This window comes from Hephaestia mangrovi (genome assembly GCF_019880555.1).
In the GTDB taxonomy this organism is placed as follows: domain Bacteria; phylum Pseudomonadota; class Alphaproteobacteria; order Sphingomonadales; family Sphingomonadaceae; genus Sphingomonas; species Sphingomonas mangrovi.
This window is the reverse complement of sequence record NZ_JAINVU010000009.1, coordinates 85,458-101,031: the sequence shown is the minus strand read 5'-3', so window position 1 is coordinate 101,031 and position 15,574 is coordinate 85,458. Positions and strand designations below refer to the sequence as shown.

General features: G+C 60.3%; 12 protein-coding genes. All 12 read right to left on the bottom strand.

Annotated features, from left to right (window positions below):
* Nucleotides 1-448: 448 nt before the first annotated feature.
* The 12 genes from K7G81_RS16445 to K7G81_RS16390 all read right to left on the bottom strand — a co-directional run bounded on the left by K7G81_RS16445 (nucleotide 449) and on the right by K7G81_RS16390 (nucleotide 15,342).
* Complete coding sequence (locus K7G81_RS16445) at nucleotides 449-1,537, bottom strand: endonuclease NucS domain-containing protein (protein WP_223031915.1); 1,089 nt, start codon at nucleotides 1,535-1,537, stop codon at nucleotides 449-451.
* On the bottom strand, nucleotides 1,537-2,751 hold the full coding sequence (locus tag K7G81_RS16440; RefSeq protein WP_223031914.1) for a ComEC/Rec2 family competence protein: 1,215 nt from the start codon (nucleotides 2,749-2,751) through the stop codon (nucleotides 1,537-1,539). The genes K7G81_RS16445 and K7G81_RS16440 overlap by 1 nt, the downstream gene beginning before the upstream one ends.
* A gap of 2 nt (nucleotides 2,752-2,753) precedes the next feature.
* On the bottom strand, nucleotides 2,754-3,266 hold the full coding sequence (locus tag K7G81_RS16435; RefSeq protein WP_223031913.1) for a hypothetical protein: 513 nt from the start codon (nucleotides 3,264-3,266) through the stop codon (nucleotides 2,754-2,756).
* Nucleotides 3,263-4,006 carry a hypothetical protein gene (locus K7G81_RS16430; protein ID WP_223031912.1) on the bottom strand — a complete coding sequence of 248 codons (744 nt, stop codon included), beginning with the start codon at nucleotides 4,004-4,006 and terminating at the stop codon, nucleotides 3,263-3,265. Before K7G81_RS16430 ends, K7G81_RS16435 begins: the two co-directional genes overlap by 4 nt.
* Nucleotides 4,003-6,033 (bottom strand): N-6 DNA methylase, encoded by a 2,031-nt coding sequence (locus K7G81_RS16425; RefSeq protein ID WP_223031911.1) that lies wholly within the window; start codon nucleotides 6,031-6,033, stop codon nucleotides 4,003-4,005. The genes K7G81_RS16430 and K7G81_RS16425 overlap by 4 nt, the downstream gene beginning before the upstream one ends.
* Before the next feature lie 9 nt (nucleotides 6,034-6,042).
* On the bottom strand, nucleotides 6,043-8,598 hold the full coding sequence (locus tag K7G81_RS16420; RefSeq protein WP_223031910.1) for a DEAD/DEAH box helicase family protein: 2,556 nt from the start codon (nucleotides 8,596-8,598) through the stop codon (nucleotides 6,043-6,045).
* Nucleotides 8,599-8,932: 334 nt separating this feature from the next.
* Entirely contained in the window at nucleotides 8,933-9,334 is a 402-nt protein-coding gene (locus K7G81_RS18080) for a helix-turn-helix domain-containing protein (RefSeq protein WP_223031909.1), read from the bottom strand.
* Between the two features lie 11 nt (nucleotides 9,335-9,345).
* Nucleotides 9,346-9,768: a ribbon-helix-helix domain-containing protein gene (locus K7G81_RS16410; RefSeq protein WP_255587208.1), complete on the bottom strand. Its 423-nt coding sequence runs from the start codon at nucleotides 9,766-9,768 to the stop codon at nucleotides 9,346-9,348.
* A 75-nt stretch (nucleotides 9,769-9,843) separates the two neighbouring features.
* Nucleotides 9,844-11,805: a relaxase/mobilization nuclease RlxS gene (rlxS, locus tag K7G81_RS16405; protein ID WP_223031907.1), complete on the bottom strand. Its 1,962-nt coding sequence runs from the start codon at nucleotides 11,803-11,805 to the stop codon at nucleotides 9,844-9,846.
* Nucleotides 11,806-12,260: 455 nt separating this feature from the next.
* Entirely contained in the window at nucleotides 12,261-13,181 is a 921-nt protein-coding gene (locus K7G81_RS16400) for a nucleotidyltransferase and HEPN domain-containing protein (protein ID WP_223031906.1), read from the bottom strand.
* A 146-nt stretch (nucleotides 13,182-13,327) separates the two neighbouring features.
* Nucleotides 13,328-13,573, bottom strand: a complete 246-nt coding sequence (locus tag K7G81_RS16395) for a sigma-70 region 4 domain-containing protein (RefSeq protein ID WP_223031905.1) — start codon at nucleotides 13,571-13,573, stop codon at nucleotides 13,328-13,330.
* Complete coding sequence (locus K7G81_RS16390; protein ID WP_223031904.1) at nucleotides 13,570-15,342, bottom strand: ParB/RepB/Spo0J family partition protein; 1,773 nt, start codon at nucleotides 15,340-15,342, stop codon at nucleotides 13,570-13,572. Before K7G81_RS16390 ends, K7G81_RS16395 begins: the two co-directional genes overlap by 4 nt.
* Nucleotides 15,343-15,574 lie beyond the last annotated feature (232 nt).

The following is a 15,574-nucleotide window of genomic DNA, read 5'->3' as shown; positions in this document are numbered from 1 at the left end:
GCTGCTCGAGCCCATCGGCAACATCCCGCCTGCCGAAGCGGAAGACCAATATTATGCTGCCGCGGACAACATCGATATGGCAGCGTGACTCACAACCCAAGGCCTCCGGCAAACCCGGCGCGGTTCAACAGGCCATCGCGTACCGCTGCAGCGTAAGCACGGCACACCCGCTGGGCACCCAAGACACGCAGATGTTCTATGTCCGCTGTTCGGCGCGCGGCCACCGAGCAGCTATGGCCGTCATTAGGGCGCATAGCAGAACGGCGGCATCGCGCCCTAGTTTCTGACGTTCCCATCAAATTTCAACCAGCCCAAAGCCGGACATTGCTCGGACAATTTCTATTGCCTAAATAAAGGGGGCAACCTTCCTAACTGAGCACGCAGGAGTGACTGCGGTTTCCTTCCAACGGCTAACAACAAAGTGCTGCACCCGGCAAACAGGACCAAGTCAGTCGTACAGATTCCAACGTTCCTTAAGACGTTCGACTGTGGTGCGCCATTTTGGTGTTGTGGGCTTGCAAACGGTGTTCTGGTTCCCGAACATGCCAATCTCATTGATCGCGGCTTCGATCGGGACTGAGTGTAGCCATTTGACTGGGACGAAATACTCCATGCGTTCGGGGTCCTCGATTGCCTCCCGGTGGTACGTACCACCACGTAAAACTTCCGCCGCAGGACGCTCCTCTCCGTCAACTTCAATCTTGAACTCGGTTATCGGTTCACGTGGACCTATAACTTCACCCACGCCCACAAAGCCGTAGCCAGGTGCCTTTACCCAGACGTGGTCGCCAGGAGAGAGTAGGTTGAGGGTATTGCTATACCACGTCCCGCCGCCGCCACTGATGAAGCCGTACTTTCGTCCTTCTGACCAGTCGCGCGTCTCGCTGTGGCCAAAGCAGGCATAGAACTGCCCGTTCCAAGGTTCGCGTTCCCTCGGACCTCGCGAAGTCGGCGTAGAAGCGCTGACCTGCGTCTGGACCGGATCGACCAGCCAAGTTCTGCTCAGCAGTTGCTGCCCGCCGTGATCGAACACCTGAAAGCAAAGAACATTGATGGCGATCCCCTTGTCGCCGAGATAGCGCACGATCCTCTCACTGCTCTCGTCGAGATGCGTTGCGACGATGACCACTTGATGGCTTTGGTTCAGTTCGTCCTCATCCAGAGCTTGACCGAAGCGAACTCGGAAATCGGCCGCCAGGTCCCGGCCCGGTGCGAAGCGATCATAGATCGCGGCGATGTCATCAGCTTCCAGATCTTCGACCCAACATGCATAGTCTAGCGCCTGAGCTACCACCTCCCGAGGCGTCCGATCGCGTTTGAGTTCGATGAGAACGAGCGCACCATCCGGAGCAACGGCCAGAAGGTCGAGCCTTCCTGTCACCGTCCGCTCTTGACGCCCGATTAGCATCCACTCGTCGGAGAGAATGCGCGGCGCGGCAATGATCATATCCTCGAGCAGGCGCTCGGAAGGAAATGTCGCTTCAGAAAGCGAGGATGGCTGATCGGAGACGGTCCAAAGAGCAGTACGTTGGGGCATTAGATGTAGTGCCTCCATTCCAAGGCAGTGTGCGAATGCTCGCTCACATTAACGAAACTCCTGCCTTCAGCCTGTACCGCGCGGATCACGTACTCTGATGGATGATCGTAGCTATTGGGTCCGGCGGCGGCTGTGAATTGGGAGGCATTCGGCAATGCACTGAAGAGCGTAAGGCTGAAGTTTGCGCGTGAACCATGGTGAGGCAGAGCAAAGACGTTCACTTTGTCTAGGAGGCGGCGGTAGTGCTGGATGAATGCATCTCGGCGTCGGACGACGTCCAAATGCATATCACCTGTGCAGAGCCAGCCTACTGCGCCGCGATGATGTCGACGCGAGAACCACGGAAAGCGGTAGTGACGGTCAGTCCAGGAAATCCAAGCGTCGCTCTTCACCGGTCCAGCATACAAGGCCATCGAAACCAAGTTATGATCCTTCCAGATAGCGTCGTAACACTCTTTGAGTTCGCTTCTCAGGCTCTGGTCGGCGAGGATGATTTGCAGAAAGTCTGGATCGGAGTGCCCCCCACTGAATCGCTTACTGAGTTCCGCTTCGAAAGCGGCCAACGCTGATTTCGACGGCCTGTGCGCGTGGGGGGACAATATCCAGTCCAACGGCTGGCCCGCCCAAAGATGCAACGTTGCCCCGTCCTCCAGCCGCTGCACCGTTGGATTTTCCGGATAATGGGCAGTCCCGTCACCGTCGGGTGGAGCGACAGGCTTGCCAACCCATTTGGATTTTATTGGTTCGTCACCTCCGCCATCGCCAACTTCAGGAATGAAAGGGCCATCACCGCCTTCATCGTCGTCGTCCCTCGGCTCGATAAACGTGATCCGCTCAACGCCACGCTCGCGAAACCAGCCCTCTATGTCATTCAGAAACCTAAGAAATCCACCTGTTAGCGCCCCCATTGCGGCATCATGCGCTACGGCAACAATCCGGTCGATGTCGCGAAGGTAGGGCAGCACGACCTCCTCCACGCGAGCTTTCGCCAGCAGGCTGTCAATGCCGTTCACGTGATCGCTGTCCAGATGAGACAGGAACAGCAATTGCAAGTCACCCTGCGCAGCGACAACCGCAATCTCACGGTTAAGTGCGTCAGTCTGGTTAGACCCGCAATCGTAGGCCCAATGCAGGCTTCCCCCGTGATTTTCGAGGAGCCCGCTCATCAACCCTCCCTGACCAACGGGATGCTGGGCCATTGTCACGTCCATCATGCTCAACCTCCGCCGCAAAAGCATGCGATCGCATTGATCAGACTGCCGATCTTCTCGCCGATCCACTGGTAGGGAATTGAGATCAGAAGTGCGGCCAAGCCCAGAATAACGGAGGCCCAACCAAGCCACCCCGACAGCCGAACTGCCGGGTCGGGATGTTTGAGATATACCCAAGGCCGTTTCAAAAGCGGGACCCGACTCACCGTGAGTGTGAGCGGGCCGTCGACATCCTCATCCCGGTTGTGCAGATCGATCCAGCCGATCCAGTCGATAACCATCTTTCCGGGGCTCTGGTCGTCACCCTTGGTTATGTTCGGAGAAAAGCGCAGCATCCGATAAATGGTGCCGCGATCTGAGGAAATCTCGAACCACTCGCCATGTGCTATTCGGCGATCAGCCTTCTCCGGGATGTGGCTGTGGTGGACTACAATCCAGCCTAGCGGAATGCCGACCTTATCGGCGAAGGATGCCGGCGATGAGCGTTTGAAGGTTCCGCTGAAGCTGTACTTGCTCATGCCGCCAACGCCTCTTCGCTCTCAACCCACCCCTGCACTTCGCGATGGAGCGCTTCTATCTCGGCAAAGTGCGGATGGTCGGCGAACTCGGCGATGTCGAACCTGGCGCAGAAATCGAGGTCGATAAGCGACATGTAGTTCTCGTGGATCAGGACCTCGCGGACCTGGTCGATCGCGTCGATATGTTCTCGTTCTTCGGGGTCGGCGGAGTCGAGCAGGAAGCGCTTGTAGCCATCGACGATGATCGCCTCGCTGTGGCTTTGTATCTCTGTGACGATGCGCAGGATTTCGTGGATCTTGGCGGCCAGCTCGGCCTCGGTGCTGAAGAAGATGTTGCCGTTGGAATGTGCCGTCTCGTTCCGGTCCTTTACTAGCTTGGTGTAGGTGCCGATCTTGCCGTTGTCGCACTGGATGAGCTTGAGGAAGCGCATCACGTTGCTCTCGTTCACAACGTGAAAGGTGAAGGGGCTGGTGGACTCCAGCAGTTCCTTCTCCATGTCCTTACCGAAACCGATCAGCGCGGTCGCAAAGTCGGCTGGCTTGATCAGCTTGATCTGCCAGATGTTGAAGTACACGAAGCACATGGTGAGCATGTGGTAGGCGAGGAAGGCGAACTGGTACTTCCCGCTTTCGCAATTGTCGTTGAACGCCTCCCACAGGAAGCGGACATACTGCTCTTCCTTCGGCGTGCGATAGGAGATTGGCAGGAAGCCTTCGAGTTGTCCGGCTTCGTCTATCACACAGAGTCTCCACTAGGTTCTGGTCCCCAGACTTTCGAAATGGCCTGATCTATCGCCTTCTTGCGGTCAGCTATTTGGGATTCAAGCGCTGTGATTTCCGCCTCATATCCTTTGATCTCTGCTACAATTTCCTGCTGCACTTCGAGCGGCGGAAGGGGAATCTGGAACGTCTTGAAGAAGCCTGAATGAAAGCTCTGTACAGTAACGCCAGGCTTGATACCTTTCGAAAGGATTTCAGCTGCGCGTCCTTTCAGGGACCAAAATAGAAAGAGCGGGTCGAGCCGATCGGCGTCGCAGCTCAATGCAACAATGTCTTGGTTGAAGCACATTGGTCGCGAGGTAAGAGCGACCGGAAAAGTATGCTTTAGAATACCGGAGCGAACGACGCACAAGACGGTGCCCGCAGGGACCAGAGAAGTCGCACTGCCTTCAATTGCGGCCTCCGATATATGATCCTCGGTATCATGGATGACATCCGATTTCATATCCTTGGGTGACACCCATGGAATTTCGCCGGACCAAAAGTCTGAGTTCTCCTTAGATGGAGTTCCGCCACTGAATCTGCGGGTAACGTCTCCTAATGGGACGAGAGGCCAGATACTTTCTCGCTCAGTGGCCTCTCGATAGCGGTCGCTGCTGAGATTGTATTGGCCGTCTTCGACAACGCGGCCTCTTTCAATCGCAAAGCCGATGGAAGAGTTCAGCTCAGATTCTGCCGCGTTGCGCTTCGCATTGAGCCATGCGGTCAATTCAGCTTTGGCCTGAGGCAGCTGGGTTCCCTCTACGGCTTTGCGCTGCGCACCGAGACCAAAGCCGTCATTTTCGATCTTGATGAAGGCGACTTCATCGCTCGCCTTGGCAACTGCGCTGTCCAGAATGAGGATTGAAGTTTTTACGCCCGAATAGGGATTGAACACGCCCGCTGGCAACGAAATCACCGCTGCGAGGTATTTCTCAACCAAAGCCTTCCGTAGTTCGACATAAGCGCTCTGGCTCTGAAAAATGATGCCTTCGGGGACGACAATCGCCGCGCGGCCTTTGGGCGTCAGGTGCTCAGCGATGTAGTCGACAAACAGCACCTCACTCCGCTTCGAAGCGATCGAGAATTTCGTGTGCGGCTTGATCCCGCCCTTTGGCGACATGAAGGGCGGGTTGGCGAGGATCACGTCCGCCGTCTCGCCCCATTTGTCCTCGCTGGTAAGCGTGTCGTATTCCTCGACATTGGGATCGAGGAAGCCGTGCAGGTACAGGTTGACCAGGCTCAGCCGCACCATGTCCGGCGAGATGTCATAGCCCTTGATGTTGTTCGCCAAGCGCTCGCGGTCATCTGTGGTCAGCAGGTCGCCCGGATAGCGCAATGGGCTGTCGAGCGTCGCCTCCGCCGCATCGACCTCTGCGCCATTGCCGCCATTGCGATCCTGCACGGTCGAGTTGGCTTTCAGGATATGCTTGTAGGAGGAGATCAGGAACCCGGCTGTGCCGCAGGCGGGGTCAAGGATCACCTCGCCCTTCTTCGGATCGATGATCTCGACCATGAAATCGATGATGTGGCGCGGTGTGCGGAATTGCCCGGCGTCGCCCTGGCTTCCCAGCACTGAGAGCAGGTATTCGAACGCATCGCCCAGCCGCTCGCTGTGGTCATAGGTAAAGCCGTTAATCTCACGCAGGAAGCTGCGCAGGGTCTCAGGATCGCGATAAGGCAGGTAGGCGTTGCGGAAGATGTTGCGGAAGAGCTCGGGCAGTCCTTCGTTCTCGACCATCTTTAGCAGAGCTTCGGAATAGAGATTGAGCATCTCCTGCCCGCTCACGCCCGGCGCCAGCAGCTTCGACCAGCGATAGCGCTCGTATTCGCCTGTGAAGAATTTTCGGTCGAACTCCATTTCCTCCGCTTCGAGGTCCATATCGTCCATGAACTTGTAGATCAGCGCGATGGTGATCTGTTCGACCTGGCTCTTGGGGTCAGGAACCTTGCCAACGAGGATGTCCCGGCAGGTATTGATGCGTCGTTTGGTATCAGTGTCTAGCATGGGGCGTCTTTATGGGAGGAACGGGTTCAGGGACACATAGTCCTTGATGTATTCGGGGATGCGGCGGACCCATTCTTTCGGCACTGCCTTCAGATCCTTCATGCCGAAGATCGGATTGACGTTGAGATCGGCCACCCGACCATCGTCGATGATGCGCCGGACATTGGCGTCCTTGATGTAGGCTTCGAAATAGTAGCGCATCTGCGCGATCCGGTCGGCCTGCTCGGGCTTCTGGTCGAGCAGGAACTTCTGGAACTCGTCGTCGATGAGCTCGTCCTTCGACTTGAAACGCGGGATATGGCCAAAAGCCTTCTCGATCAGCTCGCGCACTGTCAGGCGGCGATCGAGCCCGGCGGCACGGCGAAGCTTGTCGAGGCTGAAGAAGTCGTCTGGCTTGTCGAAAACGGTCTCCACGACGCGCCGCACGGCTGCCTCCCAGTTTTGCTGCTCGACCATGGCGGTCAGAGCCGCATCCTGGCGGACGGTGTCCTCGAATTTCTGGAAGAACTCGCGATCGATCCGCATTCCCTCCAGGCCGATCTGTTGCTCGTTCTGTGTGGCGATCGCGTCCGGCTGGAAGGTCTCGAAACCTTTGAATCCGGGGCGTGGCGCTTCGACCTTGTTGATGAAGGGCTGTGTCGACGGCTGGGGAAGGGTCAGCTCTTCATCGTAGTCGAACTTCTCCTCGAAGAACTCGCAATTGGCGAAGAAGTCGAACAGGCGAAATTCGGTCTTCTGAAGGTCGGCAATCTGCACCTTGAGTGCCGGGTCACGCATTTCCTCTGCAAACCGATGTCTGCGGGTCCCACGGCCCTTCATCTGCACGAAGTCGGAAGGGCTGAAGATTGGCCGCATCAAAGCGAGGTTGAGTATGTCGGGACAATCATAGCCTGTTGTCATCATCCCGACCGTCACGCAGACGCGCGCCCGGCTGGTCCGATAGTGCTCGTTGAACCGGCTTCGCCCACCAAGATTGTTGTTCGCGAACTGCACGGTCATGGCCTGCGCGTTCATGACCTCGCTCGTGACCTGCATCGCGAAGTCTGACTGATATTTTCCCGGCCAAAGCTGATCGGCCATCTCGTTCAGGGTCTGCGCCAGTTTGGCAGCGTGGTTCTGGCTTACCGCGAAGACGAGCGATTTGCCGAACTCACCCGTTACCGGATCGCGCAGGCCGTGTTGCAGGAAGGTCCCGCAGAACACCTCGTTGGTTGCCTCTGCGAAGAACTTCTTCTCGAAGTCCCTCCCGCCGAAAGCCTCTTTGACCTCGTTGCCGTCCTCATCCGTAACTTCGACGGTGAAGCCTTCGTCCGAAAGCAACTGTGTGGTGATCTCAGTCCGGGCATCCACGACGTAGGGGTTGATAAGAAATCCATCCCTGACCCCATCGAGCAGCGAATAGCGGAAGGTCGGATCGCCACTTTCGCACCCGAAAGTCCGGTAGGTGTCGAGCAAAATGCGCCGCTCGGTTTCGCGGGGATCACGCGCTGTGGAGGCCTTCTTCGACTGCTTGACGTAGTCCTTCGGCGTGGCGGTAAGGCCGAGTTTGTAGCCGACGAAATACTCGAAGACGGCGCGAGCGTTTCCGCCGATCGACCTGTGCGCTTCGTCTGAAATGACCAGGTCAAAATCTGTCGGCGCGAAGGCCCTGCGAAACTTGTCGTTGAAAAGCAGCGACTGGACAGTGGCGACGACAATGTCGGCCTTTCGCCAGTCGTCTTTCTGTTCCTTGTAGATGACGCAAGTGAAGTCCTTCTTGAGCAAGGCCTTAAACGCCTTGTCGGCCTGGATTTCCAGCTCGATCCGGTCGACCAGAAACAGGACACGTCGCGCGTTGCGGGTCTTGAGGAAAAGCTTGATGATTGCTGCTGAGGTGAGGGTCTTGCCGGTGCCCGTCGCCATCTCGAACAGGAACCTGACATCACCCTTCTTCACTGCCCGTTGAACGGCGTGGACTGCCCGTTTCTGATAGTCCCGCAGGAAGCGAAGATTGTTCTTGTCGACAAACGCTGGGCGCTCATCTTCGTTCTTCCAACCAGCCTCGCTGGCGTAGTTCGGCAGCTGCGTGAGCGCGATAAAGTCGCTCGCTACCGGCTCGCTTGCTAGACGGCCGGCGTCGGGTTGAAATGCATGGTGATCCTTGATCTCGCCAGGACCAGGGAATTTGGTGATGACACTCGGGTTCCCCTGCTTGAGATCCCAAAGATAGTGAATGTTCCCGTTTGAAAGGATCACGAAGCGAGCGTCCTGCTCCCGCGCATAGCGCCTAGCCTGCTCCTTGGCGGACAGAGGATTTTTGCTCTCAGATTTTGCTTCAAGGACAATCAATGGCCGCCCATTTGAATCTAGCAGCAGGAAGTCGATGAAGCCGTTCTTCGTGGCTTCAAAATCTTCACCGAGGTCATTGATCTGAGTTTCGGTGACCTTGGTGTTGGGCTCTAGAACGATGTTCGCGGGACCGTTGGCATCGTCAAAGAAACGCCAACCAGCCTCTTCAAGAAGCCGGTTGATCTTGATCCTCGCAGCTGCCTCTTTATCTCTCAAAGTGCCCCCCGTAACCGTCACTTGGCTCCTATCCGGGTGCAAGCCTCTAGTTGCAAGCGCTTGTCATGCCCAATTACAACGGCTGCAAAGCTTGCGATCAGTGATGCGCTGGTCGGCGTGACGACCAGGGCATGACCTTCCATAACGGCCTCGGACTGCTCACAGCAAAAGGTGCCTGCTATCAACGCGCCTCTCCTTCTTTTGGTCTCTAGCGGCTCTGGGATAAAAGTGACTACTTTCTGCGGTTCAGAACCGCAAAGCGGACCTACCGCTAACGGCCCAGAAGTCGCCATCAAGGCCTTGCCCTGCGCTGGAGCCTCTCCCGCCTTGGACCGCTACCAATCGCCCCCAGCAATCAACCGGCCTCCAGCAGAGTCTCGACAATTCGTGCTGCCAGGCCGTCCTCGGCCTTGGATCGCGTGAGCTGGTCGGCTGAGTTCAGGCCGCCTCTTACCTGATCCGTCATATGCGCCAGCGCCGCGGTGATTACGGCGTTGGCGAGAAACGGGTGCATCGACATTATCTGCCGCTCCCTTTCCCGCTCATCGGGGATAACGGCGGCACCGGAGCGCGCGATCAGTCGCTCGATGCTGGTCACGGGGATGAGCGTGATCCGACCGATCTTGATCGAGTCGATCTCGCCCAGCTTGATCAGCTCATAGAGTTTCGACCGGCCAATCCCGGTTGCGCGGCAAGCATCCGGAATGCGCAGCGTGATCGCCGGGTGGCTGACGGGATGCGGCGCGGCGGTGGGCATGGCTTCCTCCTTCATTTCTGATCTGCGGATAGAGCTGGTGGCGCGCTCGACGCGGCTCCGGCAGAATTGCGCGCCAACAGCCGCCCCGCCAGCTTCACGAACTCGTCGTAGCGCAGCCGCCCCAGCCGCTGCGTTTCAGCATCAAATGCGGGCTGGTGCGCGGTGAGCGTCAGCTGATGGCGAATGAACAGCCCGAGCGCCTCGGTCAGATAGTCGAGCTTCTGCTCGGTGCGATCGGCGGTGCGGCTCTGGCGATCGAGCCGGATGCCGAAGCGCTGGTCGAGCTCATTGGCGGCGCGACGATCGAACCAGGCGGTCAGCGCGTCGGTAAGGATCGCGGTCTTTGACGACCCCGATCGCGCCGCCATCGCATCGAGCTTCGCCGACAGATCGTTGGGCAGATAAAATTGATGGCGGGTCTTTCTGGTTTGCATGGCTCGCATTGTCGGCGACGCGCGTATTCAGCGACAGAGCCTGTCCGGTGCCACGGGCCCCCTTCTTGGTGACGCTCAGAACCCGCCGATCTCCGGGCCTGTTCGCTGGCGACCGAACGTCCAGCTGATCGAGCCGCCGCGCTGGATGCCGGAGACGTAGCGACCGACTTGCTTTTCGAGCACCGGTCGCCACGGCACGAGCGTGAACTCTCTCGACTTCTCGATCAGCGCAAACTTGCTTGATCCGACCTGTACCGGCTTGCGGTAGATGCCTTCGATCGGTCCGCCGCGATGCTCGGCGTAATCGAGCCCGAGCTCTTTCGACAGCTGCCCCGCGACCTGGCGCAGCTCGCGCTGGCGAAGCGTCTCGATCAGGCCCGGTTTGAAGTGAACGGCGTCACCCTCTTCCCAGGCCAGGCCCTGCTCGATCAGCCACTGGCGCCGCAGCGCCAGCGCCTTGCGAAGCTCGGCGCCGAATCCGCGCTCCAGCTTCTCGGTAGCGTCGCCTTGTTGCCGTTCGTCGAGCCAGGTCACACCATCGTGTCGCGTGAGCTTGTCGAGCGGCTGTTCCGACAGAAGCTCGATTTCGACCGGGCGCGCTATAGCGACGCGCTGTTCGCTCGCCAGCACGCGGTCGAGATGGTCGGGCGCGATCGTCCAGCTGCCGTCGAGCCGCCGCTCGGCCACGCCGTCGCGCCGGCGCAGTGCCTCGAGACGGCGGACATGCGCTTCGGCGAACCGCTGGGTCGCACTCGGGTCATGCCGCAAATGCCCCTCGACGTTATAGATGCCGTCATTGTCAGCTGCGACCGCGGCGATCGTGCGATCCGCCTCGCGGACCGCCGGCACCACCGGCTTTACCGCGACGATCTCCAGCTGTTCGAGCGTCTCGCCAAGCGAGCGCGCGCCGAGCTCGACATAGTGGCTGCGGCCATCGGTTGCCGCGACGATCATGTAGTGACGATCGCGATGCTCGTCGGCGAGCCCGCGCGCGACCACACGTCCGATCAGCGGCTTGCCTTCGGCTGGATCGTAGATCGCATAATCGTGCGGCGGCACCTCGGGCGTACGCCGCTTCAGCTGCTCATGCATGGTCGCGATGATGTCACCCCGCCGTCCCATCGCGCGCAACGTTGCTTCGAGATCATCGGCGAGACGGTAGCGCCCCCTTCCTCCCTCGATTGCCAGCCCCATGCGTTCGAGCGTGCCCAGCCGCGCGGCGCGCAGGCCCTGCTCGACGCCGTCGCGATGCCAGGCAGAGACCAGCCCGTCAGGCTCATGCGCGAGCAATAATTTGCGATCGATAGTGGTGAACCGCTCCTGGGTAATCTCGCGCTGGCGAGCGATGAAGATTTCGCGATCGGTACGCGGGCCGAGGTCTAGGTTGACCAGCTCGGCGGCACGGCCGGCGAGACCCCGGCTGATATACTCGCGCGCGATGATCAGATCCTGGCCGCGATCGTCGACGCCGCGCACCAGCACATGGCTGTGCGGATGCCCCGTGTTGAAGTGGTCGACCGCGACCCAGTCGAGCCTCGTGCCCAGGTCCTGCTCGACCTGGTTCATCCAGCGGCGCACCAGCGGCTTGAGGTCGGGATATTCGGCGCCGTCCTCGGGCGCGACGATGAAGCGGAACTGGTGGCGGTCGCCGGCGCCGCGCTCGAGAAATGCTTTGCCATCGGCGATGTCTTGATCGGCGGCGTAGAGCGTGCCGCGCTCGCCGTCGCGCGTGGTGCCGTCGCGCTGCAAATAGCGCATGTGCGCGACCGCCGCTTTGGCACCCTTCCCGGCGAGCTTCACGAACCGGGCTTTGACCACCACGCGACGCGCGCGAAAACCGCCGAAGCGGTTGGACGAACCGAGCATCCTGCCGACGCCTGACCCACGGCCGATCCGGCTGCCATCGAACCGGGCTGCCCGGGTGATAGACGACCGTGTCCTTGCGCCAGCCAGATTGACCGAGCGTCGAAGCTGATGCGCCATCGGTCGATCGGCGCCGATCCGGCCCAGCCATAAGCTGAAATCATCGTCCGCCATGGTGGTTTCCTCACGCCAAATCACTCAGATGAGGATGGTGAGAGGGCGCGCTCAAGGGCCTCCACGCGGCTTGCGCCAACAGCCGCGGAAATGCTGGCGTTCGGGGCTAAGGGAAAGAAATTGGAGGCACGTCAGCCGTAGTGCCTCCATCAAAAACGACGTGCAGACGCCACTTTCGGCGCCTCGTGGAGGCACCGCTTTTAACTTGCCTTACCCCGTCCCCTTCGAACTCCTGCCCATAACCGCTTTTCGTCCCGGTCGGCTCAGTCGTCAGGGCGGAGCCGACGCTAGCAAATACGTCCGCCGATTCAGGCCGCAAATCGATTATTCTTGATCGAATTGCGGCCCAGAAGGACAGCCTCCATCGCCGTCCGAAACGTGCTTTCAAGGCGCGTTTCGGACGGCAGAAGATGCGTTTTGATTGCTCAAAAGATGGTCGCGCGAGCGGCGTCGAACTAGGCGCCTGCGTTACGCCGTAGCGCCTCGATCCGATCGGTGCAGACGGCATGAACCGCCTGCCCAAGGTCCTCGACGCGAGCCGAAAGCCACGCCAGTTCCTCGGCGTTGATCTGGTAATGCTTCGAGTAGCGCGCCTTCACATAGGCATCCTTGAGCTTCTCGAAGCGCGCACGATTTTCTCGCGTGTCACGTGGCCAGACATGTACCAGACGGGCGTCAAGCTTGTCGGCCTGGGTACGCAGGAAGCCAATGTTGTGAACGTGCGGCGTGTAGAAGGTGCAGACTAAAAGGACGCAGTGATAGAGCTGCTCCGTCACCTGATGCAGGTCGAACGCAGCCTGCTTTTCATGTCCTCGCCCGATTAAAAATTGAGCGCTTTCGAAGCGCTTCATCGCGTTTGGGAACCACTCTTCGAAATATTCCCGCGCCATGTCGAGCGCCTGCTGCGGCGTCTTGGGGCGCGGGTTGTGCAGCGGCTTGTCGTCGGCCTGGTAGAGCGCGACGCCGTCGCGCGCGATGTCCATGAAGAAGAATCGGCCGTGCGCGAGCGCGTCGTTCACCTCCTGAAGCGTATGGACGATGAAGTTGACCGGCGTACGCAGCGTCTTGGTGATCGTCATCTCGCGCATCAGCCGCTCGTCGGCGCGATACCAATAGGTCGCGCGGTCGGTGAGCTCATCCTGGTTGACGATGATCAGCAGGTCGTAGTCGGACTGGTAGCCCTTTTCGGTGTGCGGCTCGTCGACCCAGCCACCGCGCGCATAGCTGCCGAACAGGATGATCTTGAGGATGCGTCCCGCCTTGCGCTTGCCGGTGGCCAGCTTGGTCGCGTCGCCGAACTCTTCAAAGATAATCTCGACGACGCGCTCGAGTTCGCGCTGCTTGGCGGGCGGCAGATGATCGAGATCGGTGCGCATATTGGCGGGACCTTAGCGACTGGAACGGCGCTGCAACAGTCTTGCGGCATGCCATCTGGGCCAGACGATTGCAGCCATTCTGGCACCTGTTCCGGGTTGACGAACGACGAACCTCGCCCGGTTTGCACCGGGCGAGGTCTAGGTTATCAGCGCAGCCATCGTCGCCACCACGGTGGCCGATAGCCGGATCGATGGCGGTCCAGTTCGTAGAGCGCGCGGGCCATCCGTCGCTCGACCTCGGCGACCCCAAGTCCGGTCATCACCGCGATGTCCGGATAGCTCATCGCACCGACGCAGTGGGCAACGAACACGATCCGGTCGAACCTGCGAAGGGTCTGCAAACCGGCTTGCACCGTCTCGACCACCGCCGGGGCCGGCTGCTCGGCGATCATGACGCCGCCTCCGGTTCGATGATCTGATCGTCATCATTGGCCGCTTGCGGTGCGGTAAACGTCTCGCCCAGCTTGGTCAGCGTGGCAACTTCCTCGGTCCGCACCACGCTGCCGACGCCGCCACGATCGGTATAGACCGATGCCGGGAACGCCATCCAGCGCGGCACCCAGCCCTCGACCTTTTCACGGCCATTGGTGCCATCGATATGATCGACGAGGATGCCACGCAGCACCTTGGCCTTGGCGTCGGCATTGCCATCGGCAACGACATCGCCGCCGATCTCGCGAACCATCGCCAGCAACACCGCGCGGTCGCGCAATCCGTCGAGGAACGCCGCATCGGGCTGCCACACCGCCGCCATATCGACCGACAGTTGCTCGCCGATCAGGTCGGTGATGCTGCTGCGCGCATCAAGCGTCTCGCCCATGACGATCGCCAGAATGTCGAGCACCTGCGCATCGTCGAGCGTAGACAGCCGCACGAACAGCTCGGGCAGGCCGGTGTCGTAATCGTTGCCGTGAACGACGGTCGGCGCTTCGGCGTCGAACCCGAGCAATTCCAGCACCGAGCGGCGCTTTTCATCGAACGCGGCTTCGGATGCGCTGTTCTCGACGCTCTCGGTGATCGCATCCTTGCCAGCGCGCTGCGGCTCGATGCGCAGCGACCAGAACGACGAGCCGACGATCATGTGCGCGACCGCGGCCCGCAACGCTACCCCCGGCGCATCCGCCAATCTGGCACGCACGGCAGCATGGCGATGCAGATCGACATAATCCTGCATCGCGCTGGTGATCTCGGGCCGCACGGGCTTTTTGACCGTTTCGCCCGCCGCCTGCTTGCGCGCTTCCTTCAAGGTCACGAACCCTTCATGGAAGACGACAGCACCGCGCCGGCCGATCTCGACATAAACCCGCCCGCCCTTGCGCTTCGCGCAATGCTCATGCTCCCAGCGATGGAACGGCGCGCCGCGATCGAGCACCGCGACCTCCCAGCCGGCGTCCCGATAGTCGGCGACCTTCGCCTCGATCGCAGCCTGCTGCGCTGCCCAGAACGCCTCGCTGCTGGCGAAGTAGCGCTCGTCGCCGAACAGGTCGGACACGATCTCGCCGTCGAAGGCGGCAAGATCGAACAAGGCCGCGCTCACTGGAATCGTGTCGCCGCCGAACAGCCATGCCTTCAATGACTGACCAGTCGGACAATAGATGGTCGGATCGTCGAGCAGCGTCAGCCAATCGCGTTGCTGCACTTTGTTGGCGAGAGTCAAATGCCGGACGGTTGCCGCATCGATCTCGCTGCGACGGTAGAGCGAGCGGATACGCGGCAACAGGTTACCAAGCGCCAGGGTGCGCCGCACTTGAAGATCGGTGAGGCCAAAGGTCAGGGCGATATCAGCGGCGCTGCGGCCCTCGCGGATCAGCCGTGTGAAGGTCTCCCACTGCGTCACCTCGTCGGGATCGAGCCGCGCGATGTTCTCGATCAGCGACGCTTCTAGCGCGGCGGCATCGTCGCCCGCCTCGATCACCGCGCAGGGCAGCGGATCGATCTCGCCGGCTTCGGACGCCACCGCACACGCCGCCTCATAGCGCCGTCGCCCGGCCACGATCTCGTAGGTTTCGGGCGATCCGTTGGCCCGCACGATCAGGGGCACCAATACACCCCGCGCGCGCACCGAAGGCAGAATACTCATGATGTCTGCGCCCTTCCTGCCGCCGCGCATGTTGGCGCGCGAGACCGACAGACGCTCGATAGCGATATGCTTCAGTTCCATTGTTCCACTCCTTCTCTCAACCGCCGCAACCGGCGCCGGACTGGCGGGGTGGGCGGCAGGAGCGGACCGTCGGTCCCGCCGTCAGAGGCGGGCCGCACCCGCAGGGCTGCAACGAAGTGGAAGACCGGCGAAGCCGGTTGCGGCACGCCGCGGCGGGACCAGAGGGGAGTGACGCCCACCCCGCCAGATCGACGCCGCAGGCATACGCCGCCGGCGCACCGCGCCGGCGACA

Excerpts from the sequence above, each read along its gene's own strand:
- rlxS (WP_223031907.1), bottom strand. The coding sequence starts at position 11,805 with ATGGCGGACGATGATTTCAGCTTATGGCTGGGCCGGATCGGCGCCGAT.
- K7G81_RS16400 (WP_223031906.1), bottom strand. The coding sequence starts at position 13,181 with ATGCGCACCGATCTCGATCATCTGCCGCCCGCCAAGCAGCGCGAACTC.
- K7G81_RS16410 (WP_255587208.1), bottom strand. The coding sequence starts at position 9,768 with ATGCAAACCAGAAAGACCCGCCATCAATTTTATCTGCCCAACGATCTG.
- K7G81_RS16445 (WP_223031915.1), bottom strand. The coding sequence starts at position 1,537 with ATGCCCCAACGTACTGCTCTTTGGACCGTCTCCGATCAGCCATCCTCG.
- K7G81_RS16390 (WP_223031904.1), bottom strand. The coding sequence starts at position 15,342 with ATGGAACTGAAGCATATCGCTATCGAGCGTCTGTCGGTCTCGCGCGCC.
- K7G81_RS16435 (WP_223031913.1), bottom strand. The coding sequence starts at position 3,266 with ATGAGCAAGTACAGCTTCAGCGGAACCTTCAAACGCTCATCGCCGGCA.
- K7G81_RS18080 (WP_223031909.1), bottom strand. The coding sequence starts at position 9,334 with ATGCCCACCGCCGCGCCGCATCCCGTCAGCCACCCGGCGATCACGCTG.
- K7G81_RS16425 (WP_223031911.1), bottom strand. The coding sequence starts at position 6,033 with ATGCTAGACACTGATACCAAACGACGCATCAATACCTGCCGGGACATC.
- K7G81_RS16440 (WP_223031914.1), bottom strand. The coding sequence starts at position 2,751 with ATGATGGACGTGACAATGGCCCAGCATCCCGTTGGTCAGGGAGGGTTG.
- K7G81_RS16395 (WP_223031905.1), bottom strand. The coding sequence starts at position 13,573 with ATGATCGCCGAGCAGCCGGCCCCGGCGGTGGTCGAGACGGTGCAAGCC.